This window comes from Streptomyces sp. NPDC048291, from assembly GCF_043201715.1.
Taxonomy (GTDB): Bacteria; Actinomycetota; Actinomycetes; order Streptomycetales; family Streptomycetaceae; genus Streptomyces.
This window is the reverse complement of record NZ_JBICZC010000019.1, coordinates 189,269-212,818: the sequence shown is the minus strand read 5'-3', so window position 1 is coordinate 212,818 and position 23,550 is coordinate 189,269. Positions and strand designations below refer to the sequence as shown.

At 70.8% G+C, this 23,550-nt stretch carries 22 protein-coding genes, 1 tRNA gene and 1 pseudogene; 8 read left to right on the top strand and 16 right to left on the bottom strand.

The window, feature by feature from the left end:
- Nucleotides 1-385 precede the first annotated feature (385 nt).
- Both ACGF5O_RS42665 and ACGF5O_RS42660 read right to left on the bottom strand, forming a co-directional pair.
- Nucleotides 386-1,303, bottom strand: a complete 918-nt coding sequence (locus ACGF5O_RS42665; RefSeq protein ID WP_393815321.1) for a class I SAM-dependent methyltransferase — start codon at nucleotides 1,301-1,303, stop codon at nucleotides 386-388.
- 100 nt (nucleotides 1,304-1,403) lie between these two features.
- Nucleotides 1,404-2,570 carry a permease gene (locus tag ACGF5O_RS42660; RefSeq protein WP_393815320.1) on the bottom strand — a complete coding sequence of 389 codons (1,167 nt, stop codon included), beginning with the start codon at nucleotides 2,568-2,570 and terminating at the stop codon, nucleotides 1,404-1,406.
- Between the two features lie 145 nt (nucleotides 2,571-2,715).
- On the opposite strand from ACGF5O_RS42660, the gene ACGF5O_RS42655 reads away from it, so the two are divergent.
- Complete coding sequence (locus ACGF5O_RS42655; RefSeq protein WP_393815319.1) at nucleotides 2,716-3,408, top strand: GNAT family N-acetyltransferase; 693 nt, start codon at nucleotides 2,716-2,718, stop codon at nucleotides 3,406-3,408.
- On the opposite strand, the gene ACGF5O_RS42650 is transcribed toward ACGF5O_RS42655, so the two are convergent.
- From ACGF5O_RS42650 to ACGF5O_RS42635, 4 genes are all read right to left on the bottom strand, one after another.
- Nucleotides 3,397-4,056 (bottom strand): zinc ribbon domain-containing protein, encoded by a 660-nt coding sequence (locus ACGF5O_RS42650; RefSeq protein WP_393815318.1) that lies wholly within the window; start codon nucleotides 4,054-4,056, stop codon nucleotides 3,397-3,399. The genes ACGF5O_RS42655 and ACGF5O_RS42650 overlap by 12 nt on opposite strands.
- 141 nt (nucleotides 4,057-4,197) lie before the next feature.
- A complete protein-coding gene (locus ACGF5O_RS42645; protein ID WP_393815317.1) occupies nucleotides 4,198-5,577 on the bottom strand; it encodes a beta-1,3-glucanase family protein in 1,380 nt (459 codons plus the stop codon).
- A gap of 329 nt (nucleotides 5,578-5,906) precedes the next feature.
- Complete coding sequence (locus tag ACGF5O_RS42640; protein ID WP_393815316.1) at nucleotides 5,907-6,677, bottom strand: DUF2182 domain-containing protein; 771 nt, start codon at nucleotides 6,675-6,677, stop codon at nucleotides 5,907-5,909.
- Nucleotides 6,674-7,288 (bottom strand): DUF1326 domain-containing protein, encoded by a 615-nt coding sequence (locus ACGF5O_RS42635; protein ID WP_393815315.1) that lies wholly within the window; start codon nucleotides 7,286-7,288, stop codon nucleotides 6,674-6,676. Before ACGF5O_RS42635 ends, ACGF5O_RS42640 begins: the two co-directional genes overlap by 4 nt.
- 283 nt (nucleotides 7,289-7,571) lie before the next feature.
- Between ACGF5O_RS42635 and ACGF5O_RS42630 the strand changes: the two genes are divergently transcribed.
- Nucleotides 7,572-8,696, top strand: a complete 1,125-nt coding sequence (locus ACGF5O_RS42630) for a hypothetical protein (RefSeq protein WP_393815314.1) — start codon at nucleotides 7,572-7,574, stop codon at nucleotides 8,694-8,696.
- Nucleotides 8,697-8,788: 92 nt separating this feature from the next.
- Here the strand turns inward: ACGF5O_RS42630 and ACGF5O_RS42625 are convergent, their stop codons facing one another.
- From ACGF5O_RS42625 to ACGF5O_RS42595, 7 genes and pseudogenes are all read right to left on the bottom strand, one after another.
- Complete coding sequence (locus ACGF5O_RS42625; protein WP_393815313.1) at nucleotides 8,789-9,079, bottom strand: SCO0607 family lipoprotein; 291 nt, start codon at nucleotides 9,077-9,079, stop codon at nucleotides 8,789-8,791.
- A gap of 106 nt (nucleotides 9,080-9,185) precedes the next feature.
- Nucleotides 9,186-9,971: a hypothetical protein gene (locus tag ACGF5O_RS42620; protein WP_393815312.1), complete on the bottom strand. Its 786-nt coding sequence runs from the start codon at nucleotides 9,969-9,971 to the stop codon at nucleotides 9,186-9,188.
- A 129-nt stretch (nucleotides 9,972-10,100) separates the two neighbouring features.
- Nucleotides 10,101-10,316, bottom strand: a pseudogene (locus tag ACGF5O_RS42615) (restriction endonuclease); the annotation flags it as partial.
- A gap of 31 nt (nucleotides 10,317-10,347) precedes the next feature.
- Complete coding sequence (locus ACGF5O_RS42610; protein ID WP_393815311.1) at nucleotides 10,348-11,700, bottom strand: DUF4041 domain-containing protein; 1,353 nt, start codon at nucleotides 11,698-11,700, stop codon at nucleotides 10,348-10,350.
- A 1,075-nt stretch (nucleotides 11,701-12,775) separates the two neighbouring features.
- Nucleotides 12,776-12,849, bottom strand: a tRNA-Pro gene (locus tag ACGF5O_RS42605).
- Between the two features lie 74 nt (nucleotides 12,850-12,923).
- Complete coding sequence (locus ACGF5O_RS42600) at nucleotides 12,924-13,685, bottom strand: Pr6Pr family membrane protein (RefSeq protein ID WP_393815310.1); 762 nt, start codon at nucleotides 13,683-13,685, stop codon at nucleotides 12,924-12,926.
- An 86-nt stretch (nucleotides 13,686-13,771) separates the two neighbouring features.
- A complete protein-coding gene (locus tag ACGF5O_RS42595) occupies nucleotides 13,772-14,698 on the bottom strand; it encodes a metallophosphoesterase (RefSeq protein WP_362593184.1) in 927 nt (308 codons plus the stop codon).
- A gap of 103 nt (nucleotides 14,699-14,801) precedes the next feature.
- On the opposite strand from ACGF5O_RS42595, the gene ACGF5O_RS42590 reads away from it, so the two are divergent.
- Nucleotides 14,802-15,269, top strand: coding sequence for a GatB/YqeY domain-containing protein (locus ACGF5O_RS42590; RefSeq protein WP_393815309.1), 468 nt, complete (start codon nucleotides 14,802-14,804; stop codon nucleotides 15,267-15,269).
- Nucleotides 15,270-15,368: 99 nt separating this feature from the next.
- On the opposite strand, the gene ACGF5O_RS42585 is transcribed toward ACGF5O_RS42590, so the two are convergent.
- The gene (locus tag ACGF5O_RS42585; protein WP_393815308.1) at nucleotides 15,369-17,636 is read right to left on the bottom strand and encodes a transglycosylase domain-containing protein; all 2,268 of its coding nucleotides are present in this window, start codon (nucleotides 17,634-17,636) and stop codon (nucleotides 15,369-15,371) included.
- 538 nt (nucleotides 17,637-18,174) lie between these two features.
- Between ACGF5O_RS42585 and wblA the strand changes: the two genes are divergently transcribed.
- On the top strand, nucleotides 18,175-18,513 hold the full coding sequence (gene wblA / locus ACGF5O_RS42580; protein WP_132856581.1) for a transcriptional regulator WblA: 339 nt from the start codon (nucleotides 18,175-18,177) through the stop codon (nucleotides 18,511-18,513).
- A gap of 32 nt (nucleotides 18,514-18,545) precedes the next feature.
- On the opposite strand, the gene ACGF5O_RS42575 is transcribed toward wblA, so the two are convergent.
- Entirely contained in the window at nucleotides 18,546-19,973 is a 1,428-nt protein-coding gene (locus ACGF5O_RS42575; RefSeq protein WP_393815307.1) for an ArsA family ATPase, read from the bottom strand.
- Nucleotides 19,970-20,947 (bottom strand): ArsA-related P-loop ATPase, encoded by a 978-nt coding sequence (locus ACGF5O_RS42570; RefSeq protein WP_393815306.1) that lies wholly within the window; start codon nucleotides 20,945-20,947, stop codon nucleotides 19,970-19,972. Before ACGF5O_RS42570 ends, ACGF5O_RS42575 begins: the two co-directional genes overlap by 4 nt.
- 107 nt (nucleotides 20,948-21,054) lie before the next feature.
- On the opposite strand from ACGF5O_RS42570, the gene ACGF5O_RS42565 reads away from it, so the two are divergent.
- The 4 genes from ACGF5O_RS42565 to ACGF5O_RS42550 all read left to right on the top strand — a co-directional run bounded on the left by ACGF5O_RS42565 (nucleotide 21,055) and on the right by ACGF5O_RS42550 (nucleotide 23,543).
- Nucleotides 21,055-21,213: a DUF4177 domain-containing protein gene (locus tag ACGF5O_RS42565; RefSeq protein ID WP_019992579.1), complete on the top strand. Its 159-nt coding sequence runs from the start codon at nucleotides 21,055-21,057 to the stop codon at nucleotides 21,211-21,213.
- Nucleotides 21,213-21,677: a RidA family protein gene (locus tag ACGF5O_RS42560; RefSeq protein WP_393815305.1), complete on the top strand. Its 465-nt coding sequence runs from the start codon at nucleotides 21,213-21,215 to the stop codon at nucleotides 21,675-21,677. The genes ACGF5O_RS42565 and ACGF5O_RS42560 overlap by 1 nt, the downstream gene beginning before the upstream one ends.
- Nucleotides 21,678-21,822: 145 nt before the next feature.
- Entirely contained in the window at nucleotides 21,823-22,698 is an 876-nt protein-coding gene (locus ACGF5O_RS42555) for an NUDIX hydrolase (RefSeq protein WP_393815304.1), read from the top strand.
- A 2-nt stretch (nucleotides 22,699-22,700) separates the two neighbouring features.
- A complete protein-coding gene (locus ACGF5O_RS42550; RefSeq protein WP_393815303.1) occupies nucleotides 22,701-23,543 on the top strand; it encodes an MBL fold metallo-hydrolase in 843 nt (280 codons plus the stop codon).
- The last annotated feature ends 7 nt before the right edge of the window (nucleotides 23,544-23,550 follow it).

Genomic DNA, 23,550 nt, shown 5'->3' with positions numbered 1-23,550 from the left:
CGGCGGTGCGAGCGCCGTCGTAGGTCGTCACGGACCGATGATCATCAAGTCGGCCCGGCCGCGACCGGACAGCCACGCGGCACACACCACAGAGCCACCCGAGCGGGCGCAGCGCAGCCGCGCGCCGACCGGCGGGACGGTGAGGCGTCGGCGGCCAGGACGGTCAGGAGTCCCTACCTTGTTGATCGGGATGAGCGAGCCATTCGTAGGGTTGGCTCACCCAGGGGTGCCGGGTGTGGCTTTCAGGCGTCTGCCGTGGTTGTGGCTTAGTCCGATTCGCCGCTCGGCGCCCCACGACGACTCGGCTGCTCATTAGGAATTGCGGCACTGATCGCTCAGTAGGGACTCGGTCGTTCGGGACGGTGAGGTGTCGTCGTCGGGGCGGTCAGGCGTCGGTCGGCGGGCCTGCCATGCGTCGGCGGCCGGGTCGGTGAGGCGTCGGCGGCCGGGACGGCCAGGTGTCGTCGTCGGGGCGGTCAGGTGTCGGGCGGTCCGCCGTGACGACGTAGTAGTCCAGCAGGCCGTCGCGGTAGGCCGGCAGGAAGTTGCGCGGCCACTGCACGGGCAGGTCGATGCCGGCGAGGAAGCGGTCCAGGCCCGGCCAGACGTGGTCGCCGATCGACTCGGCCCGTACGCCGGTCAGGCCGGCGCCGCCGAGGGCGTCGAGCAGGGTCCCCAGCGGGTGGGCCACGTCCAGGCCGGACGCGAAGCTCTCCAGGCGTGCGGCCAGTTCCCCGCCCGCGTCCTCGGCGCCGGCCGGCAGGAAGAAGCTGGTGACGGCCAGCCGGCCGCCGGGGCGCAGCACGCGCGCGGCCTCCCGGGCGAACGCGGTCAGGTCACGGAAGTGCTGGGCGGCCTCCACCGAGTACAGCCGGTCGAAGCGGCCGTCCTCGAACGGCATCCGCTCCGCCGCCCCGTGCGCGAAACCGAGCCGCTCCGGCGCCCGGGCGAGCAGGCCGGCGTTGGCCCGGCGGGCCCGTTCCAGTTGCTCGGGGTGGATGTCCAGACCGGTCACGGCGGCGAAGCCGAACTCCTCCAGCGCGAGCGCGGCGCCGACCCCCAGCCCGCAGCCGACCTCGACGGCACGGGCGTCCGCCCCGTCGAGGGCGCCGAACAGGTGGCGGTAGAGGTCGCGTTGGCTGCGCACCCGGTCCTCGGCGGTCAGCGGACGGTCGAGCGGGATCCGGGCCCAGTGGCCGAAGTTGATGAACCCGCCCGCGAACGCCGGTGCGGAGCTGAGGTCCTGCGGCCCGTAGACGGCACGCACGGCGGGCGCGACGGCGAGGTCGTGGCTGCGGTCCAACCTGATCTCCTTCTGCGCGGCGATGCTCCGCGGCGATGCTCCGCGGCGAATGCGGGGTGAATGGGTCCGACCCGGACGTTCTCCCCCCTTCCCCGGCCCCTCAGTCCGCGTGCTGCCCGTGGGAGTGCTCCCCGGCCTCAGGCGAGCCGCCCATCATCCGCAGCATCATCGGGCCGCCGGTGCGCAGGAACCGTACGACCAGCGCGGCGGCCAGCAGCAGGAAGGCGATGTTGAGCCAGGTGGTGTAGTTCCAGCTGATCCCCTCGTCGGGGATCTTCGCGTCGGCCTGGTCGGGGATCAGCCCGAGGCCCCCGAAGACGAGTTCCACGACATAGCCGGCCACCACCATCGAGGCGTAGAAGGTGCCCAGCAGGAACGCGGCCGTCCGGGCGCCGTAGTACTTCCGGTAGATGTTGAGGATCGGCAGGATCAGCAGGTCGGCGTAGATGAAGGCGATGACGCCGCCGAAGCTGATGCCGCCCTTCCAGAGCACCACGGCCAGCGGCACGTTGCCGATGGAGCAGACGAACGACACGATGGCCACCACGGGACCGATCAGCGGTCCCGTCAGCTTCGCCGCGAGCGGGTGGCCGGCCAGGAAGAAGCTCTGCCAGAAGTCGTCCGGCACCCAGGCGGCGATCGCCCCGGCGATCAGCAGCCCCGCCACCAGGTCGCGCAGGATCGCCGCCCACTCCATGACGAAGATGTGGGAGACGGACGTGAACCCGGCCCGGGAGAACAGCCGGCGCGCGAAACCGCCCTCGCCGCCCACCGACATGTCCATCGCCGCGTGCCCCTCCATGGAGCCCGCGAGTCCCTCGTCCGCCTGCTCCCGCGCCTGCCGCAGCAGCCGCTCGCGCAGCAGGACGCGGAAGAGCACGGCGAGGACGACGATCATGACCGGGCCGCCGACGAACTCCGCCGCGGTGAACTGCCACCCCATCAGCAGGGCCAGGATCACGCCCAGTTCGATCACGAGGTTGGTGGAGGCGATCTCGAAGGCCATCGCCGCGGTGAAGTTCGCGCCCTTGCGGAACAGGGAGCGGGCGAGCGCGACGGCGGCGTAGGAGCAGGACGAGGAGGCGGCGCCGAACCCCGCGGAGAGCGCGAGCGTACGGGGCCGGTCGTCGCCGAGCAGCCGTACGACCGTCTCCCGGCGCACCACCGCCTGCACCACCGCGGAGAGCGTGAAGCCGAGGATCAGCGCCCAGGTGATCTCCCAGGTCATCGACCCGGCGATGGAGAGCGCGTGCCCGACCGCGTGCATGGTGTCCGCCCTTCGCAGCCGATCACGACCCTCTGTTTATATACCCCTGGAGGGTATCTGGCCAGTGGTGCCACGGTATCCGGGGATGGCCGTGTGGCCGGGGGTAGACTCCGCCGCGGCCGCGGGTTGCTGGGGGGAGAGTCGCATGGTCTGGTCACGGTTCCGGCGCGGGCGGCCGGCCGCCCCTGGGCTTCCGCTGCCCGGCCCGTGCGGGCACCGGCGGCACACCCTGCGCACGGAGCGCCTGCTGCTCTACACCCCGGAGACGATGCTGGACCTCGTCGCCGCGATGGCCGCCGCTTCGGACCCCGAGGCCCAGCGCTGGCTCGGCTGGAGGGTGAGCGACGTCGTCGGCGCCCACGCCCGCGAGGACCTGCTGCGGCTGCACCCCGGTGACCCCGGCGAGCTGCGAGCGTCCAGGACGGCACGGCGCCTGCTGTCCCTGCCCTACCAACCCGGCCCCGGCGCGGTGGAAGTGCTGATCGGCGTACGCCTGGACGACGGCCGGTACGCCGGGGCCACGGAGCTGGACCCCGGCACCGGGGAGGTCGGCGGATGGCTGGCGCCGCACGCGCGGGGCCTGGGGCTCGGCACGGAACTGTTCCGGGCCGCCGCGATCCTCGGCCACGCCCATCTCGGACTGGAGACACTCCGGGCGGGACACGAACCGGCGAACACCGCGAGCGGCCGTGCCCTGGCGAAGGCCGGCTTCGTGGCGGCCGACGGACCGCCACGCCACACCCTCCCGAACGGCCGTGAGATCGACGCCCGTTGGCTCGCGCACACGCCGACGGCCCGGCTCACCCGCTGCCGCGGCGCCGGCCGGCTACCTGCGTGAACCGCAACCCGGGCAGAAGGCGGCCCCGTTCGGTACGTCCGCGGAGCAGGACGAACACCGTTCGGACTGGGCCAGTTGGTAACCGCAGCCGGAGCAGAAGGCGGCGCCGTGCGTCTCGGTGCGGCACTGCGGGCAGACCAACTGGCGGGGCGTACTGGGGTCGTAGCCCTGCCCGGCCTGCTGTCCCGCCGCGTACGCGCGCTGCGAGGCCATGTCGTTGAGGCCGCGCTGCTGGGCCGCCATGGCCTCGGCGGCCGTGTCCGGAGCGCAGCGCAGGCACAGGCCCTGGGCCGCGTTCCAGCAACGGCCGCACACGTAGTCGGTGCAGCGCGCGCAGCGGTTGAAGTGCCCCTGCGCGTTGTTGATCGCCCGCTGGAACGCCTCGTCACGGGAGCGCCCGTACCCGGCTCCCGCCAGCCCGTCGGCCGCCGACGTCAGCCCGGTGCCGGTACGGCCGAGCAGCCCCCAGGCCACGTCGACGCCCTTGCGGAGCCAGGTGGCGGCCCGCTCCCCGGTGTACGGCTCGAACGGCGAGCGCCAGGTGTCGTAACAGCGCGCGCAGGAGAACTCGAACTGGAACCCGGCACCGGTCCCGTTCCGCTCGCACAGGTCCCGGTAGTTGTTGCTGAAGTAGATCTCGGCGCTCATGTGGTCCCCCCACAGGTCAGGCCATCGGCACACATGCCGTACGACGCAGGGGAAACGGTACTGGTTCTGGCCAAAGCGGCCGAGTTCAGGCCATGGGCCGAGACGACTGCCCCGGCCCACGGCCCTTCTCCTCGGGAGCGGTTACCAGCCGACGGCCACCAGGAGCCACTGCGGGTCGGCGTGGGAGACGAAGGAGGACTGGCCGGCCACGTCGTCGTAGGGGAAGCCGTAGGCGAGGTGGTTGATGGCGTTGTCGTGCCAGAACTTGGCGTAGTAGTTGGCGGGGGCCGCCGTGTAGAACCGGGCCGGGTCGGACTGCTGGGCGGCCGGCAGGGTCGCGACGTGCCGGTTGAGGGCGGCGCAGGTGTTCGGGTCGGCCGCCAGGGAGGCCGCGCAGCCGAAGATGTCGGAGGTGGCGGCGTTCACTCCCACCGACTGGGCGTACGAGGTGAAGTAGTTCGCGTTGGCGCCGTCCGCGCGGAAGCCCGGGTCGCTGCCGGGCGCGATGATCCGGTACGGGGCCTGGGTCTGGGCCAGTACGTCGAACTGGGACGGCACCGCGTCGACGAACCGCTGGAACGTGGTCGCGCGGTCCTCGGCGAAGGTCTGCCGGTTCTCGCCGACCTCGGTGTCGTAACCGTCCTTGCTGTGCAGCCGCATGGCCAGTTTCAGGCCGAAGGCGTCGACCCGGGTGGTGTTGCCGTTGAAGACGTTGTTCCCGACGGTGAACTCGATGAAGTCGTAGTACGAACTGGTGGGCGAGCCCAGGTAGAAGTACATGCGGCCCGCGGAGTTGGCCGGCATGTCGAGGTAGGGCTGCTCGGCGATGGAGTGCGTCTGGCCGTTGAAGCTCCAGTACACCTGGCTGTCGGGGTACTTGCCGTTGGTGCGGTTGAGGATCTTCACCTCGACGGCGTTGTGCGCCGCGGGTATGTCACCGGTGCTGCCCCAGAAGTCGTCCGGCGGGGTGGTCGACCCGGGGCCGTAGACCTGGAACTCCCACAGCGAGTAGCCGTACGGGGTGCCCCGCGCGGTGCCGTAGAGGCGGACGTAGCGTCCGCTGCCGGTGACGGCGAGGTTCTGGGTCCCGCCGGTGGCCGTGGTCGTGGAGTAGACGGTGGTCCAGGTGGTGGCGTCGGTGGAGATCTGGATCTGGAAGGCGGTCGCGTAGGCGGCCTCCCAGTTCAGGGTGACGCTGCTGAGCTGCTGGACGGAGCCGAGGTCGACCTGGAGCCATTGCGGGTCGGCGAAGGCGGAGGACCAGCGGGTGCCGGTGTTGCCGTCGACCGCCGCGCTCGCGGGGAAGGACGCGTTCTCGGTCGAGGAGGCGGTGGCGGGCCTGCCCTGGGACAGCAACTGGTCGGCCGCGTGCGCGGGCGACGGGGCGAGGACCGCGAAGCAGGCGGCGATCAGGGCGGCCACCAGACCGAGCGCCAGGCGCGGGCGCGGGCGTGGACGTGGACGTGGGAGTACGGCGGCGGTCGGTGGTCTGCGGGTGGGTGCGCCGACGGAACTCTGCATGCGAAGTCTCCTCAGGCCGGTTCGGCGTGCGTGGGGATGGAGCAACGGCAGATGTGAGAGCGCTCCCTCGGGTTGTAGACCCGTCCCCGTCGGCCGTCAACAACTGAAGCCGAAATCGGTCGGGTTGCGGCCCCGCGGACGACACACCGCTGATCCCGGCCCTGGAGTCGCGCCACCGCCGTCCACCGCATTAGATTTCCGACCGCTCGGACGGCACACGACCGGACCGTTTCTACAACCCTTGACGCATCCGGTACGGACCTTTCCGCGGCGTCGTGGCGCCGGGCAGCCGCCGCCGGAGGTCCCGACCGGTCATGCGTACCCCGGCATCACATCCCGGTCATACCCGTACCCGCACCGCCGCCGGTGAGCCCCGGAGCCAGCTCCGGGAACCAGAAGACGGCGACGGCCAGCGCGAGCGAGGCGATCCCCACGGCACGGGCCACCAGGTGGCCGGCCGGGGCCAGCTTCTCGGCGGTGATCACGGCGGTCAGGACCACCATGGCCCACAGGTTCATCACGCCGAACGCCGCCAGCAGCACCATCAGCGACCAGCAGCAGCCCAGGCAGAAGGCCCCGTGGTGGGTTCCGGCCCGCAGGTCACGGGAGCGCCCCGGGTACGAGGCGTAGCGCAGCAGCTGCCCGACCGGCGAGCGGCACCTCGCCAGGCAGCGGTCCTTGAGGGGCGTGAGCTGGTAGACGCCGCTGACGAGGAAGACGGCCGCGGCCACCGCGGTCCCCGTCGCGGCGGGCAGGCTCGCCACCCGGCCCAGGCCGGTGACCAGCCCGTACGCCAGCAGCCCGGCCGCGGCCCAGACGAGCAGGTAGGCGACCGTGAAGACGACCATGCGCGGCGTCCGGTGCACGGTGATGGTGCGCGCGTACAACGCGGCGACGGGCGCCGTGCCCGGCAGCATCATCGCGGCCATCATCAGGGTCCACACGGCCAGGAAGGCGGGGAGGCCCAGGCCCATCGTGCCCGGCATCGCCGCCATGCCGCCCCAGCGCGCCACCACCCAGACCCAGGCGGCGGCCGCCGCGACCAGGAGCAGCCCGGCGGGCGCCGCCCCGCGGCCGACGGTGACCGGCCGACCGGTCACGCGGACCACGCGAAGGGCGCCGAGTGCGCGTTGCCGCCGGAGAAGTCCCAGGACCGGCCGTACACGCCGCCGCCCCGGGCCCGGGTGGACCGGGCGATGGCCAGCGTGCTGTTCGCCGGGTGGAACATGCCGGTCAGGTGCATGACCGGACCGTCCTCGCCGAACTGCGGGGCGACCTGGTCCTCGATCTCGATGTCGATGACGTCGCCGACCCGCGCGGTGTGGCGGCGGCCGTCGTCGCCGTACTCGATGGGAACGCGCTGCACGCCGAGCACCTTGCCGATGAGCGGGGCGAGCGCCGCCATGGGCCCGCCGGCCTCGCCCGAGAAGACCCTGCCCAGGGCATCGGCCTGGCTGTCGTCGGCGGACGCGTCGAGATACAGCGCCACCTGCCAGCCGCCCTCGGCCATCACCCGGGGCGCGTCGACGACGACGGCGACGGTGTGGTCGGAGACGTCCACGCCGTCCACGTTCCCGCTGTCCACGTGGAAGGCGAAGGTCACCTGGCAGCGCTCGTGATCGGCCGGCGCGGTGAGCCCCGACGTGGTACAGGGACAGACCACGTCGCAGTTGCAACTCTCCAGATACGTGCCGTTCAGATTCCAGGGCATCGCTCTACCTCCCCTTCGGCGAAGGGAATGCCGCTGGAGGGCCCGTTCCATCCGGTACCGCTCTCCTCTTCAGGCTATTCCCGAGGGGGCCGGTCCCGCAGATCCGCCACGGGCGCCGACGACGGCGCAGGCGGGGGCGCAGGCGTCGGCGTCGGCGTCGTCGGCGGCAGGGCGCTCCGGCGCACGGGGGGGACGACCGTCGGTGCCGGCCGGGAAAACCCGTTGGCCGGACGTGACCGAGGTGCGACGATGCGGCCGATTCCCCTGCCCCTGCGGAGGGTTCTTGTTCGTCTTCGCCTTCGTCTTCGTCTGCGCGCGGTGTGACGCCGAGCTGACGGCACCGCTGTCCGAGGTCTGCCTTCCGGCCCACGCCCATCAGCATTACGGGAACGGGATCCAGCTGCCGGTACTGATGGAACCGGGGACCTTCGCCGTGGACCCCGACCCGTGGGGACCTCCGTGGCGGCCCTGGGACGAGATCACCCCGGGTGAGGCCGAGGCCCGCGGAATCCACGCGCCCGTCCTCACCCTGTCCGGCGGAGCGCCCGGCGCGACCGTGGTCGCACCCGGGGACACCCGCGGAACCAGGCTGATACCCGGGAAGGACAGCGGCTACTGCTGTGGCCTCGACGGGGCCGACGGTCCCAACATGGCGTGCGAGGCGTGCGGCCTGGCCGTGGCGACCAGGATCGACGACTGCTCGCTCTGGCAGGCGGTGTGGCTCGCCCCGGACGCGGTGCGCCGTCGTCGTGTCGAGGGCGCCGGCGCTGCAGCGCTCACCTGGACGGAGTTGCTGGCGGAGGACCGGAGCACGCCCCCGTACGAGCCGATCGCCACCTGGGGCGGACGGTTCGGATCCGACCACTTCTGGTCGTGGAGCCCACGGTGGGAGGCGGCCGCGGGCCGGGCGCTCGCGCACCTGCTGGCCGCCTCCGAAGGCCGGCCGGTGACCGTCCCCGACGGCCTGGTCGCCGACGTGTTCCGGCGCACCCTCGACACCCTGCTGCCCACGGGAGGGCCACGGCGCCGCGTCGCCCTGGCGGGCCCGGGTCTGCCCGCCCCCGGCGCCGACGTGGACATCCACCTCGTCCCGGTCCACCCGCAGACGGGCCGCAACTGGACCCCCGACAGCCCGGCGGCACCGGTACCGGCCCCTCAGGTGCCGATACCCCTGGCGGTGTGGCAGTGGATGGCCTTCCCCCGGTCGGACCTGCCGGTACCGGCGTCGGGCAGCCTGCCCACCGACGTCCTCCGCGACGCCCCGCTCCCGCCGCGCCCCGCATACCTGTTCCGCGCGGACCCGCGAACGTTCCGGAACACCCTGGCCCGCCTGCCGGCCGTTCACAGCCCCTGGCTGCGCGAGATCCACGACAACCTGGCCCAGCACGTTTCGGCAGGCCTCTTCTAGCCGTCTCCCACCGGTCCGATGACTACCGCGGACGAAAACTCCTCGGCACGGCAGAGACGTCCCGGCATCCGACCCGATGCGCCGCGCATCGACTACGAGGCCGGGACGATCTTCCCGTTCTCGTCGAGCGTGTGGGACTCCCAGTACGTGTCCCACTTGTCCCCGACGTGCTCCGGCACCTTCCCCGCGGGGTAGCGCAGGTACCCCTTGGGCGCGGCCTCACCGCTCTTCACGCAGGCGCTGCCGGTGCTGCCCACGGCTATGACCGGGTCCTCACCCGTGTTGCAGATGGCGTCCGCCGTGGTGAACGAACAGGCGGACAGCAACCCGGCCGCAAGGGCCAGGCCGGAAGCGAGAACCGCGGCTCGTGTGCGCTTGCCCATGGTGGAAGCTCCTTCAGCGATGTGCTCGGTCGGTGTGAGCACAAGGCTGGCGGAGACCGTCCGGCGCTTCATGAGTACGCGGGCTCAGCGACGGCGTACGGGTTACTCAAACGTAGAGCGGCCTTCGGCGTACCGCGTTGTCGTCCGTCACCTCGTACACGTCGACGCGCAACAGCCTGCGCACCTGCGCCGGAACACGCTCGACGGCCTCGACGGACGACGACGGCACGACCAGCGCGTACCGGATGCGGGGTTCCTGGCTCGTCATCCGCCGCAGCAACTGCCCGTAGGCGATGTCGGCGTCGACCCCCTTCTCGCTGGTGCGGCCCTTGGCCTCGCAGATCAGCCGCTCGTCGCCGCGCACGGCCTCGAGATCGGTCCACCGGTCCGTGGGATCGACAGGTGTCCAGCCCTCGGCAAGCAGCCAGGTACGGAAGGCGTCGGTGACCCGGTCCTCGTCGCTGGGACGGGCCAGGATCTTCTCCAGCGCGCCCAGATCCGACTCCTGGTCACGGCGACGCAGCCGCCCGCGCCCGTCCGCGTCGAGATCGGCCGGCCGGATCACGACCAGCCGCAGTCCGTGCGCGGGAATCTCCGTCTCACGCCTGGCGTCGTACAGCGCCCGCTGCTCGCCCCGGTGGACCCCGCTGACAGTGAGCCTGTCGGGCTTGTCGAAGTGGGGCGTGGGCCGGTCGTGCTGGAGTTCCCGGTACTCGACGACGAGTTGATGACCGGGCCAGTACGCGTCGACCGGCAGCCTGGCCCGCCGCCCACCCACCCCGGGGTCGCCCCGCAGCCAGTCGAACGTGTGCTGGGTCAGCGCCCTCTCCCCGAGCACCCGGTTGCACAGCCCGACTACGTACGCCTCGTCACTGTCACCTCTCGTCCCCACGAGCCCGCATCCTGCCAGCATCCACACCCAGTCACCGGCTTAGGCCGCGTCGGAAAGTCGGCGGTGAGCCGGGTGCGGACGTGGATCACTCCGGAAGTCGGAGCTCCGGCGTCGGCGCGCAGGGGCGCGATGGTGGAAGGGATAGGCGGGCGTGGTCCCGCGCGGCGGACCGTACTCCGCCAGCAGCTGCTTCAGATCCGCCTCCACCGCGCTGTACGGCAGCTCGTCCGCGGCATCCGCCTGAAACCGGCCCAGCGCGTACAGCAGCAGCAACGGCTTGTGCGGCGCCCGCACCCCGTCCCGACTCCACTGCCTCAGCTTCGCGGCCCGCTCCAGCCAGTCCATGACGGTGATCGTAGTGATGCCCGGTGGCAGCTCATGCTGCGCCTGCGACGGGCGTACCGGCTCCGCCCGTTCGCCTGCCGGCCCGCCATTCCAGCGCCTGGGGTTCCTCGGTGAACTCGATCAGGTGCTGTCCGGCGAACCGTTGCAGCGCATCGCGCACCTCCGCCGGGGTGGCATAGAAGAACTCCTTCCGGCTGTTGACCTGGTTGACCCGCTTCGAGGCGAACTGGCGGTGGAGTTCCGTCTCCAGGCCGACCGCGTCCTTGCTGAAGATCAGCGCGTGCACGTCGAACCGGAAGGGTACGGCCGCGCCGCTCAACTCGTAGACGCGCTCCAGAGGTTCGAGCCGCCGGGTCATGCCGATCTTCACCATGCGATCGCCGAAGGCGCCGATGTTCGAGATGACGTACACATAGCCGGCGCGGATGTTCGCCGCGCGGGACTCGACGTCCTGCAGAGCGTTCTCGATCTCGGCCAGCTTGGCCTCCATCTCCGCCACACCCGCGTCGTCACCGCGCTCGCGCAGGCGGTCAAGGGCTGACTGATAGTGGCCGAGTTCCTTGTTCAGCTTCTCGCGCTGCCGGTCGAGTTCCCGCTGGACCGCCGCCTCCTCACGCTCCCGGGCGCGCACCTCGCGCTGGGCCTCCTTCTCCTCTTCCTTCTTCTGCAGGAAGTCGGCGGTCAGCTTCAACTCCCGCACGCGCGCGTTGTGGTACTCGTCCGTGATCCGGATGCGCATGGTGGCACCGAGCCGGGCGATCGTCTCGCGGCTCTTGTAGAGACGGTCGACGAGGGAGCTCAGCCGGTGCGGCCGCATGGACCGCACGGCGTAGTCGGCTTCGGCGTTGTAGGCGCGCAGCATGAGCTTGGAGAAGTCGCGGACCATCTTCTGGCCCTCGCGCTTGGAGCCGTTGACCGTCCAGTCCGTGGCCGCCTGCACGGCGCGGCCCGCACGGGCGAGCGCCTTGATCTCGTTCTGCAGCGTGTCGAGCCGGCTGCGGTAGGCGATCGCGTCGTGCAGCGCATGCCGGTAGGCATAGATCCCGGCCTCCTGCAGCATGGCGGTCTCGTCGGCGTTGACGATCCGGGCCTGCAGTTCGGCAAGCCGCCGCTCGGCGTCGAAGACGTCCTTGCGGTGCCGGTCGGCCTCCTTGCGGACCCGCTCGGTCTCCTTCGCCGTCCGGCGCGCGTCGCCGAGAATCTCCTTCGCCGTCTCACGGGCGTCCTTGAGGATCCCCTCGGCCTCCTCGGCGGCTTCGGCGGACATCTGCTCACGCAGTGCAGCGGCCTCCGCCTCGGTCTGCCGCACAAGACCGGCGACCCGCACGGCATCCAGCCCCTGTGTCCTCTCGATCCACGCCCGCAGTTCTTCGGCCTCGGACACGGCATCCGAACGCCGGCGCCCGAACAGCCCCCCCTTCCGAGGCGCCGGCACCGCGGTCGTGCTCCCGGCAGCGACCGTGGCAGGGCCGACAGCGAGGGCGTCGCTGTCGGAGCCGGCCTCAGGAACCCACAGCTGCCATCCCGCCGGCATCGGGGGCCACGTGGGGTCGGGCCGCCAGTCCGGCGGAGGCATCCATCCCGCGGGTGGCACAGGCCAACCCGGCGGCGGATTGAAACGGTAAGTAGTCATTCCCCACCCCCTCGCCCCTGAGGCTCCCCAGCACACAGGGCACCGGACATTCCCGGCAAACGTAGAGTGACATTTTCTTGCTGATCAGCCACTTGATCACCGCATACTCCACCTCGTGACCATACTGTGACTATGTGTGAGGGTCTCTCCGGAGGAGGGCCACGGGTTCCAGGTGGAACGCGACGAAGTCCCCGACCGGTGAACCGGTCGGCGAGTCACTGAGCCCCGTCCGTGGAGGGAGCGTCGTCCGGTGAGAAGCGCTGCGAGGGACAGCACGGATGGCCGGACGTGCCGCTGTGCCTCCTTGCGGTCCCCGCCGGGGCGAAGCCATTTCGCGCGATGCCTCGCAGAGCGCCGTCAACCCGCTGATGAGCAACTCGCGCCGGTAGTTATGGCAAACGCCCAGTGATGGGTCCAACGGGCCTGGCTCAATGGGCACATCGAGATCGGCGAGCGTTGGGCCTACCACGCGAGGCCGACGGAGCTGCGTTCGCCGGAGTCCGTTGACCGCTGTCTGTGCTGAGCTGGTTCCGGCCGGTCCGGGTGATAGCCGTGTTCCAGGTGGAAGCGCCCCGGGCCAGTGATCTCCGCCTGCCACTTCCCATCCTGCTTGGGCATGGGGCTGTCCGACGTGACCGGGTCGGCTTCTCTTGCAGAGTGCACGCCGTGCTCGAAGGCGGAACACCTCGCGCAGGGAGCCGCTCCCCGAAGTCGGCCCCCCAATGGCCCCCCAATGGCCCCCAAATGGCCCCCGAAATGGGGCCGCAAAGCAAATCAGGCCTGGTACTGATCTCTCAGTACCAGGCCTGACCTGCTGTTTCGGCTGTCGGGGTGGCGGGATTTGAACCCACGACCTCTTCGTCCCGAACGAAGCGCGCTGCCAAGCTGCGCTACACCCCGGTGTCGCTGCTGTGCTGCTTGTCGCGGCGACGTCGTTTACTTTAGCCCACTGGTGGCTGGAGACGAAATCCGGTTTAGGGGCGGCGTCCGACCGGGTTCGGGCGGGTGTGGTCCAGGGCTACCAGGAGGACCGCGAGGGCGTAGCACGCGAGGCCCAGGAGGAGGGCGTTGGCGAGGGTGGCGCGGTAGCTGTGCTGCTCGGCGTCGAGGAAGGGATAGAGGTAGCGGCCCGGCGTGCCGGGGAGGAGCAGCTCCGCGCGGACGAGGGTGAAGGTCAGGTAGGCCAGGGGGTACAGCATCCACACCGGTGTCTGGCGGAGGTGCAGGCGGGCCGGGGGCGTGAGGACGAGCCAGTCCACGAGTGCTGCCACGGGGGCCGCCGTGTAGAGGAGCTGCAGGGCCAGCCACTGGCCGTGCCAGGCCACCGGGAGGTGCGTCGAGCCCGTCATGGAGAACGGGGGAGTCGTGTGGCCCAGGAGCAGGTGGTAGACCAAGGACGAGACGACGGCGTAGAGGAGTACCGCGCCGGTCAGGGACGAGGGCAGGGGGCGGCCCGCCCGCCAGGCCCGGCGGGCCGAGGCGAGGCTCACCAGGGTCAGGAGTACCGCCGCCTGGACTCCGAAGTAGCCCATGATCCGGTCCGGGCTGCCCAGCAGCAGCTCCAGCGCCACGCCCGCCGACGCCAGCGCGGCCGTCACGAGGCGGAACACCGCGGTCGCGGGGCGGCGGACGGGCGCGACCACGGCCGTCGCCGGAACGTATCCGGGCATGAGCACGGGCGTGCCCGGCACCGCGGGGAGGTCGGGTATGTCCCTGGGTATCGGAGGAGTCGTCATGCCCTCAAATTAGGGAGAAAGGGGCATGTTCGGCATTTTGGTCTGGGCCGGGCGGGTTACCCGGGCGGGTAACCCGGCCTCCCGCTCTACTTGCGTTCCACCAGCGTCAGCAGCGTCGCCTCCGGGGGGCAGGCGAAGCGGACCGGGGTGTAGCGGTTGGTGCCGCAGCCCGCCGAGACGTGCAGGTACGACGTACGGCCCTCGGCCGTGTGCGTGGACAGGCCCTTCACGCGGTCCGCGTCCAGGTCGCAGTTGGTGACCAGGGCGCCGTAGAAGGGGACGCAGAGCTGGCCGCCGTGGGTGTGGCCGGCCAGGACCAGGGGGTAGCCGTCGGCCGTGAAGGAGTCCAGGACGCGCAGGTACGGGGCGTGCACCACGCCCATCGAGAAGTCGGCCGTACCGGACGGGCCGCCCGCCACCTGCGGATAGCGGTCGCGCTTGATGTGCGGGTCGTCCAGCCCTGTCAGCTCCACCGAGGCGCCCTCGATCTTCAGGGTGCCCCGCGTGTTCGTCAGGTTCAGCCAGCCCGCCCCGTCGAAGCCGTCCCGCAGGTCCTGCCAGGGGAGGTGGATCGCGCCGACGACCGGCGGGTTGCCGTTCAGGCCGTGCTTGCCGTTCACCTTCTCCAGCAGGTAGCGGGCGGGGTTGCGGGGCTTGGGGCCGTAGTAGTCGTTCGAGCCGAAGACGTACGCGCCCGGGAACTCCATCAGGGGGCCCAGCGCGTCCAGCACCTCGGGGATGCCCTCCGGGTCGGACAGGTTGTCGCCCGTGTTGATCACGAAGTCCGGGCGCAGGCCCGCCAGCGACTGCAACCAGCGCTGCTTCTTGCGCTGGCCGCTCACCATGTGGATGTCGGAGACCTGGAGCACGCGCAGCGGACGCATCCCCGGCGGGAGGACCGGGACCGTCACCCGGCGCAGGCGGAAGGAACGGACCTCGAAGCCGGCCGCGTACAACACACCCGCGGCGCCGAACGCCGCGATTCCCAGGGGTACTCCGTATCGAGCGCGCATACGACCATCGTGTCAGACCGGGCGGGTGCCCAGAGACCGGGCGGTACGTGAGGTGGGTAAATCGGCGGGCGTCGGGCAGGCGGCACCTGCGACAATCGGTGTCATGACCACCACGCTCAAGTCGAAGCTGCAGGACGACCTCAACGCCGCGATCAAGGGACGTGACGAGCTCCGCTCGGCCACGCTCCGGATGACGCTCGCCGCGATCACCAACGAAGAGGTCGCGGGCAAGGAGAAGCGTGTGCTCTCCGACGACGAGGTGCTCAAGGTGATCGCCAAGGAGGCGAAGAAGCGCCGGGAGGCGGCTGAGGCCTTCACCCAGGGCGGCCGTGCCGAGAGCGCCGAGCGGGAGAAGGCGGAGGGCGAGGTCCTCGCCGGTTACCTGCCGAAGCAGCTCAGCGACGCGGAGCTGGACGGGATCGTCGCCCAGGCCGTCGAGGAGGCGAAGGCGGCGGGCGCCGAGGGGCCGCGGGCCATGGGCGCCGTGATGAAGATCGTGAACCCGAAGGTGTCCGGCCTGGCCGAGGGCGGCCGCGTCGCCGCCGCGGTGAAGAAGCGGCTCCAGGGCTGAGCGCGCGCGGGCCGGCGGCAGGCGGTACGACGGTGGGGCCGCACCTCTTCCGAGAGGTGCGGCCCCACCGTCGTACCGGGTCGGAGCGGACGATCAGCGTCAGCCCCGGTTCCCTCCGTTCCCGTTGCGGCCCCCGTTCGTGTTCCCCTGGATGAAGCCGTCGGGGAGGGAGAAGGTCGGCGTCGGGGTGGTGCCGCCGTCGGTGTTGCCACCGATGAGACCGCCGATAAGGCCGCCGTTGTCGTTGCCGCCGTTGTCGTTTCCGTTGTCGTTCCCGCGACCCTTGTTGTGGTCGTTCTCGTCCGGGATGTCGACGAGGTTGAAGTTCTCGGACTGCTTGCCCTCCAGGGCGCCCGTCATGGCGTCCTTCCAGATCGGGCCCGGGGTGTCGGCGCCGAAGACCTCGGAGTGGTAGACGCCGCCGATCGTGATGTTGGTCATCTCGATGTTCTGCTTGGCGCTGCCGACCCAGACCGCGCCCGCGAGGTTCGGCGTGTAGCCGACGAACCAGGCGTTCCTGCGGGAGTCCGTCGTACCCGTCTTGCCCGCGCTCTCCCGGTCGTCCAGACCGGCCTGCTGACCGGTGCCGGAGTCGATCACGCCGCGCAGCAGGGTGTTGATGGTGTCCGCGGTCTTCTCGCTCATCGCCCGCGAGCAGGTCGACTTCGGGACCGGGATCGACTTCTGCTCGTTGCCGACCTTCTGGGTGATCGACTCGATGGCGACCGGCGTGCAGTACATGCCCCGGTCGGCGAAGGAGGCGTACGCGCTCGCCATGGTCAGCGGGGAGAGGCCGATCGCGCCGAGGGCGATGGCCGGGGTCTGCGGGAGCTTCGAGCCGTCGCCCTGGTGGACGTGGAGCGAGTCGGTCATCTTGACCACCGGGCACAGGCCGATGTCGGAGATCAGCTGGACGAAGTAGGTGTTGATGGACTTCGCCATCGCCTTCTTCATCTGGTAAGGCCCGACCTCGGACTCGTTCTCGTTCTGGACCTGCTCGCCCGTCGTGTTGACCCACTGCTTGCCGTCGCACTGCTGCACGGGGCTCGGGTAGTTCATCTTGTACGGCGACGAGTACTCCTGCGTCGCCGACTTGCCGCCCTCGATGGCCGCCGCGGCCACGAACGGCTTGAACGTCGAACCCGTCGGGAAGCCGTAGTTGGAGCCGCCGTAGTCCCGGTCGACCGAGAAGTTGTACTCGGTCTCGTTCTTGTTGTAGCCGTACGGCTTCGACTGGCCCATCGCCAGGATCTTGCCGGTGCCGGGCTCCACGAGGGTGGCGGCTGCCGCGACCGAGTCGGCCTTGTAGACGTGGTCCTTGATCGAGCTCTGCACCGAGTCCTGGGCCTGCGGGTCCAGGGTGGTGCGGATGGTCAGGCCGCCCTGGTTCCAGAGCTTGGCGCGCGCCTCGCGGGTCTTGCCGAAGGTCGGGTCGGTCAGGAAGACGTTCTCGACGTACTTGCAGAAGAACCCGGCGCCCTTGACCGCGGTGATGCAGCCGTTCTTCGGCTGGGTGACGTGCAGGCCCAGCGGGGTCTCCTTGGCCTTGTCGGCCTCCGCCTGGGAGATGTCGCCGAGCTGGGCCATGCGTTCGAGCACGACGTTGCGCCGCTTGGTGGCCTCGGCCTCGTCGTTGACCGGGTCGTAGCGGCTCGGCGACTGCACGATGCCCGCGAGCAGCGCCGACTGCTGGAGGCTGAGGTCCTTGGCGTGCTTGGAGAAGTAACGCTGGGAGGCGGCCTCGATGCCGTAGGCCTGCTCGCCGAAGAAGGTGATGTTCAGGTAGTTCTCGAGGATCTTCTTCTTGCCGAGCTTCTCCTCCAGCTGGATCGCGTACTTCAGCTCCTTGACCTTGCGGCCGAGGGTCTGCTGGGTGGCCTCGGCGACCTTGGTGGGGTCGTCGCCGGCCTCCTCGATGAAGTAGTTCTTCACCAGCTGCTGGGTGAGCGTGGACGCGCCCTGGGCGACCCCGCCGCTCTGCGCGTTCTTGTTCAGCGCCCGCAGCACGCCCTTCAGGTCGATGGCGCCGTGCTGGTAGTAGCGCGAGTCCTCGATCGCGACGATCGCCTTCTGCATGTACGGCGAGACGTCCTTGAGCTCCACCACCGTGCGGTCACGGGAGTAGACCTGGGCGATCTGGTTGCCCTCGCTGTCGAGGATGTTGGTGCGCTGGCTCAGCTGCGGGCTCTTCAGGTTGGCCGGGATCTCGTCGAACCCCTGCACCGAACCCTTGGCCGCGAGGCCCAGTGCCCCGGCCGCGGGCAGCGCGATGCCCGCCATCACGGCTCCCGCGAGCACACTGACACCGAGGAACTTGGCGGCCTGCTGCGTGGTCGACAGACCACCGCCCGAGCGCTTCTTTGGCATGGGGGCAGCCTAATCCGTGGGGATGAGCATTCCGGGTGAGCGGGTGGCTCTCGGGATGTTCGAGTGCCGGATCGTGACATAGAGGGCGACACCGGCGACCGTGCCCGACGGCACGACGACATGAACGGTCTACCTTGCCATTCGCCGGACACACGTACAGGCCTTGGCCTAAGCTGCTCTCAACTGTCACAGCAGTGCGGTCACGTATCAATACGTCCGGCGACCCCGAATCGTTTCGGAATCTGCCCACTTTTTTTCGGGTGAAGTGTTGATGGCGTGTCCGAATCCGCCTCGTGTGTCACTCGGCGTCCGTTGTGGCACACCGCAGCTGTCCCGGTTTGCCGCGATGATCACGCATGTCGCCAGCTCACTCCCGCGGGTGATCTGCCGCTTACCCATAGTCCGTTCGGGCCATTCAAGATTGGGCCCGAAGGGGGTGTTGCGCTGTGCCCACCTTCCGTAACGTCCTCAACTGGCGGCGGTGAATATGCCGCTGCCGCCGTGGGGGAGCCTCGATTCGGGAGAGGACGGCGCCGGTATGGGCTGGGTAACCGACTGGAGTGCGCAGGCTGCCTGCCGCACTACCGATCCGGATGAACTGTTCGTTCAAGGAGCAGCGCAGAACAGGGCCAAGGCGGTGTGCACCGGATGTCCGGTACGCACCGAATGCCTGGCCGATGCGCTGGACAATCGCGTCGAGTTCGGCGTGTGGGGAGGCATGACGGAGCGGGAGCGTCGCGCACTGCTGCGCAGGCGGCCCACCGTGACCTCCTGGCGCAGGCTCCTGGAGACAGCGCGCTCGGAGTACGAGCGGGGGACCGGAATCGTCCCCCTCGACAGCGACGAGGTGTACGAGAACTACGCGGCCGTGAGCTAGACCGGACGGGTCCACGAGTAGACCGGACAGGTCTACGGCAGCTCCGGCCGGCCGGCCGCGAGCCGGTCGCCGATGTCCCGCAGCCCCGTGAGGTCGTGTACATCGCCGGGCAACGCGGCCACTTCGACCACGGCCACCTCGGGGTGGCGCGCGGTGAAGCGGTCACGTGTGCGCTGCTCGCGGGAGAGCAGCCGCATGCGCTCGGCGTGCAGCCTCAGCAGGCCTGCGGTGAGCTGGTCGACGGTGCGGTCGGGACCTTCTGACGAGGGGGATTCGTCAGTCGTGTCCGCAACCGTGTCCGGAGTCGTGTCTGCAGTCGTGTCCGCGGGCCCTGACGAGGGGGATCCGTCGGGCCGGGACTCGGACGGCACAGGCGCGGGTGATTCAGAACTGCCGTACGTGTCGGGAGAGTTACGAAGTCCAGCTTTCCCGCCCCTCTGATCCACAATGCGGGGCTCCTCAAGATTTTCCGCGGCGGCGAGTGCCCGCTCGGCCGACAGCCGGTCGGCGCCGCTGCCGTGGACCCTGTTGAGGACCAGACCGACCAGCGGCATGTCCTCCGCGGCCAGCCGCTCCACGAAGTACGCGGCCTCCCGCAGCGCGTCCCGCTCCGGAGCCGCCACCACCAGGAACGCCGTACCGGGCGCCTGAAGCAGCTTGTACGTCGCGTCCGCGCGCGTGCGGAACCCGCCGAACGTCGTGTCCATCGCCGCGACGAACGTCTGTACGTCCTTCAGCAGTTGCCCGCCGAGCAGCTTGCCGAGCGTGCCGGTCATCATCGACATGCCGACGTTCAGGAAGGCCATGCCCGCACGGCCGCCCAGCTTGGCCGGGGCGGTGAGCAGGCGGATCAGCTTGCCGTCCAGGAAGGAGCCGAGCCGCTTCGGCGCGTCGAGGAAGTCCAGCGCGGAGCGGGAGGGCGGGGTGTCGACCACGATCAGGTCCCACTCGTCCCGGGCCCGCAGCTGGCCCAGCTTCTCCATCGCCATGTACTCCTGCGTGCCCGCGAAGCCCGCCGAGAGCGACTGGTAGAAGGGGTTGGCCAGGATGGCGGCCGCCCGCTCGGCGTCCGCGTGCGCCTCCACGACCTCGTCGAAGGTGCGCTTCATGTCGAGCATCATGGCGTGCAGTTCGCCGGGGCCCTCGGTGCCCTTCACCTTCCGCGGCACGTTGTCCAGCGAGTCGATGCCCATGGACTGCGCGAGCCGCCGGGCCGGGTCGATGGTCAGCACCACGACCTTGCGGCCGCGCTCGGCCGCCCGCAGGCCCAGGGCCGCCGCGGTGGTGGTCTTCCCGACGCCGCCCGAGCCGCAGCACACCACGATCCGGGTCTCCGGGTCGTCGAGCAGCGGATCGATGTCGAGCACGGGCGCGTGGGCCAGCCGGCGTGCGCCGTCCTGCGCCGGTTCCTTGGCGGGGTCCCTTGCGGGTTCCTTGGCCGGGTCCGGATCCGGAGTCATGACATCCCCTGTTTCCGCAGCTCGGTGGCGAGTTCGTACAGGCCCGCCAGGTCCATGCCCTCGGTGAGCAACGGCAGCTCGTGCCGCTCCAGGTCCAGCTCGGCGAGGACCGCGCGCTGCTCGTGCTCCAGCGCGTACCGCTCGGCGTACTCGGCGGCCTGCGCGAGCAGCGGGTCCACCAGCTGCTCGGCCTTCCCGCCGCGCCGCGCCCCGCCGAGCCCGGCCGCCGAGAGCGTCTGCGCCACGGCGGTGCGCGGCACCGTCCGTACGAGTTCCAGATCGGCGGCGTCCAACACCTCGGGACGGACCATGTTCACGATGACCCGGCCCACCGGCAGCCGCGCGGCCCGCAGTTCGGCGATGCCGTCGGCGGTCTCCTGGACCGGCATCTCCTCCAGCAGGGTGACCAGGTGCACGGCCGTCTCCCGGGACTTCAGCACCCGCATCACGGCCTGCGCCTGATTGTGTATCGGGCCGATCTTGGCGAGCCCGGCCACCTCGTCGTTGACGTTCAGGAAGCGGGTGATGCGGCCCGTCGGCGGGGCGTCCATGACGACGAAGTCGTAGATGAACCGCCCGGCCTTGTCCTTCCTGCGCACCGCCTCGCACGCCTTGCCGGTCAGCAGCACGTCCCTGAGGCCGGGGGCGACGGTGGTGGCGAAGTCGATCGCGCCGAGCTTCTTCAGCGCCCGGCCCGCCCCGCCGAGCTTGTAGAACATCTGGAGGTAGTCCAGAAGGGCCAGTTCGGGATCGATGGCCAGCGCGTAGACCTCACCGCCTCCCGGCGCTACGGCGATCTTCCGCTCTTCGTAGGGCAACGCCTCCGTCTCGAAGAGCTGGGCGATGCCCTGCCGGCCCTCGACCTCCACGAGAAGCGTCCGCTTCCCCTCGGTCGCGAGGGCCAGCGCGAGTGCGGCGGCGACCGTCGTCTTTCCGGTCCCGCCCTTGCCGCTGACGACCTGGAGCCTGCTCACACCTTCGAGACTAACCAGTCGGCCGGACACTCACGCGGGAGGCTGTGGATAACCGTGCGTGCGGTGGGCCACGTGTCCCGTCCGTCACAGCGGATACAGTCGCCCACATGACCAAGTGGGAATACGCAACCGTGCCGCTGCTCGTCCATGCCACGAAGCAGATTCTGGACACCTGGGGCGAGGACGGCTGGGAGCTCGTCCAGGTCGTGCCCGGACCCAACAACCCCGAGCAGCTCGTGGCCTACCTGAAGCGGGAGAAGCCGTAATGAGCGCGGTCGAGGCCAAGCTGGCCGAACTCGGGCTCGCGCTGCCGGCGGTCGTCCCGCCGCTCGCCGCCTACCAGCCGGCCGTGCGGTCCGGTGCGTACGTCTACACCTCCGGCCAGCTGCCGATGGTGGACGGCAAGCTTCCGGTCACCGGCAAGGTCGGCGCCGAGGTCACCGCGGAGGAGGCCAAGGAGCTGGCCCGCGTCTGCGCGCTGAACGCCCTGGCCGCCGTGAAGTCCGTCGCCGGTGACCTGGACCGGGTCGCGCGCGTGGTGAAGGTCGTCGGCTTCGTCGCCTCCGCGAGCGACTTCACCGGGCAGCCGGGCGTGATCAACGGCGCCAGCGAACTGCTCGGCGAGGTCCTCGGCGACAAGGGCGTGCACGCGCGCAGCGCGGTGGGCGTCGCGGTGCTGCCGCTGGACGCGCCGGTCGAGGTGGAGGTCCAGGTCGAGCTGGAGCCGTAGCCGGCCGGAGCCGTAGCCGGCCGGAGCCGGAGCGGCGGTCCGTGAGGGGCGGTCCGCGAGGGGTCGTCCGCGCGGGACGGTCCGTGAAGGGTGGTCCGCCGAAGCCCCTCTCGAACATTCGCGCACCAAGGGATAGCCTCCGGTAATGGCCGATGGACAGTGGTATCCCCCCGAGTGGCCGGACCGCATCCGCGCACACGCGGAGGGCACCCTCGTGCCGGTGGCCCCGAAGCGTGCGGCGACCGTGCTGCTCCTGAAGGACACCCCGGACGGTCCCGCCGTCCACATGCTGCGCAGACGCGCCTCCATGGCCTTCGCCGGAGGCGCGTACGCGTATCCGGGCGGCGGCGTCGACCCGCGCGACGACGACCACCAGGTCCGCTGGGCGGGCCCCACGCGCGCGTGGTGGGCCGACCGGCTCGGCGTCGACGAGGCGGGCGCCCAGGCGATCGTCTGCGCGGCCGTCCGGGAGACGTACGAGGAGGCGGGCGTCCTGCTCGCCGGACCCGCTCCGGACGCCGTCGTCGGCGACACCACGGGGGACGACTGGGAGGCCGACCGCGCCGCCCTGGTCGCCCGGGACCTGTCCTTCGCCCAGTTCCTGGACCGGCGGGGCCTGGTCCTGCGCTCCGACCTGCTGGGCGCCTGGACGCGCTGGATCACCCCGGAGTTCGAGAGCCGCCGCTACGACACCTGGTTCTTCGTCGCCGCCCTGCCCGCGGGCCAGCGCACCCGCAACGCCTCCACGGAGGCCGACCGCACGGTGTGGATCCGCCCGGCGGACGCCGCCGCCGGCTACGACAAGGGCGAGCTGCTGATGATGCCGCCCACCATCTCCACCCTGCGCCAGCTCCAGCCGTACGCCACGGCCGCCGAGACGCTCGCCGCGGCGCCCGCACGGGACATGACCCCGGTGCTGGCCCGCGCCCGGCTGGCGGACGGCGAGATCGTCCTGACCTGGCCGGGCCACGACGAGTTCACCAAGCGCATACCGACCGACCTGACGACCGGTGGAGCCTGACCATGACGGACGCAGCAGCCCTGCCCGGCCAGCCGCGCGGCGGAGTCCTCCCGGGGCCCGCCACCGCGCGGGCCGTCAACGTGCTGGCGCCCAACGCATCCGCGATGACCCTGGACGGCACCAACACCTGGATCGTCGCCGAGCCCGACTCCGACCTGGCCGTCGTGATCGACCCGGGCCCGCTGGACGACGCCCACCTCAAGAACGTCGTCGACACGGCCGAGAAGGCCGGCAGACGCATCGCGCTCACCCTCCTCACCCACGGCCACCCGGACCACGCCGAGGGCGCCGCACGGTTCGCGGAACTCACCGGCACGCGCGTGCGTGCCCTCGACCCGGCGCTGCGGCTCGGCGACGAGGGCCTGGCCGCCGGTGACGTGATCACGACCGGGGGGCTGGAGCTGCGGGTCGTGCCGACGCCCGGCCACACCGCCGACTCCCTGTGCTTCCACCTCCCGGCCGACCGCGCCGTCCTCACCGGCGACACCATCCTGGGGCGCGGTACGACGGTCGTGGCGCACCCGGACGGCCGGCTGGGCGACTACCTGGACTCGTTGCGGAGGCTGCGCTCGCTGACCGTCGACGACGGCGTCCACACCGTCCTGCCGGGCCATGGACCCGTCCTGGAGGACGCCCAGGGCGCCGTCGAGTTCTACCTGGCCCACCGTGCCCACCGGCTGGCCCAGGTCGAGACGGCCGTGGAGAACGGCCACCGCAATCCCGCCGAGGTCGTCGCCCACGTCTACGCCGACGTGGACCGCTCCCTGTGGCCGGCGGCGGAACTGTCGGTACGGGCCCAGCTGGAGTACCTGACCGAACACGGGCTGATCCAGTCCGAGATCTAGCGCCGGG